Source organism: Photobacterium sp. DNB22_13_2 (assembly GCF_052873915.1).
In genome coordinates, this window is sequence record NZ_JBNNXU010000192.1 from 1 (window position 1) to 256 (window position 256).

Annotated in this window: 1 protein-coding gene; it reads left to right on the top strand. The window is 64.5% G+C overall.

Annotation, left to right across the window (positions count from 1 at the left end; translation table 11 throughout):
• The coding region (locus ACVA58_RS28315) for a hypothetical protein (RefSeq protein ID WP_446513557.1) at nt 1–256 on the top strand (256 nt) is incomplete at both ends.

Consider the following 256-nt stretch of genomic DNA (forward strand, 5'->3'; position numbering starts at 1 on the left):
GGTTTACTCCGACGCAGACACGAAGGCGTGGGTGCAGAAGGGCTGCCGCAGCGCCGGCATCGGTTGCCTGGAGTGCAAGCAGCCCGTGATCGAAGGCATCCTGCGCGAGCAGCAGCCAATGCTCGAACGCGCCCAGAAGTACATGGACGATCCGTCCTTGCTACGCGCCATCATCGCCGACGGTTGCGACAATGCCCGCAAGGTCACGCAAGAGACCATGCGCGAGGTGCGCGAGGCGATGGGCCTGGCTTACAGC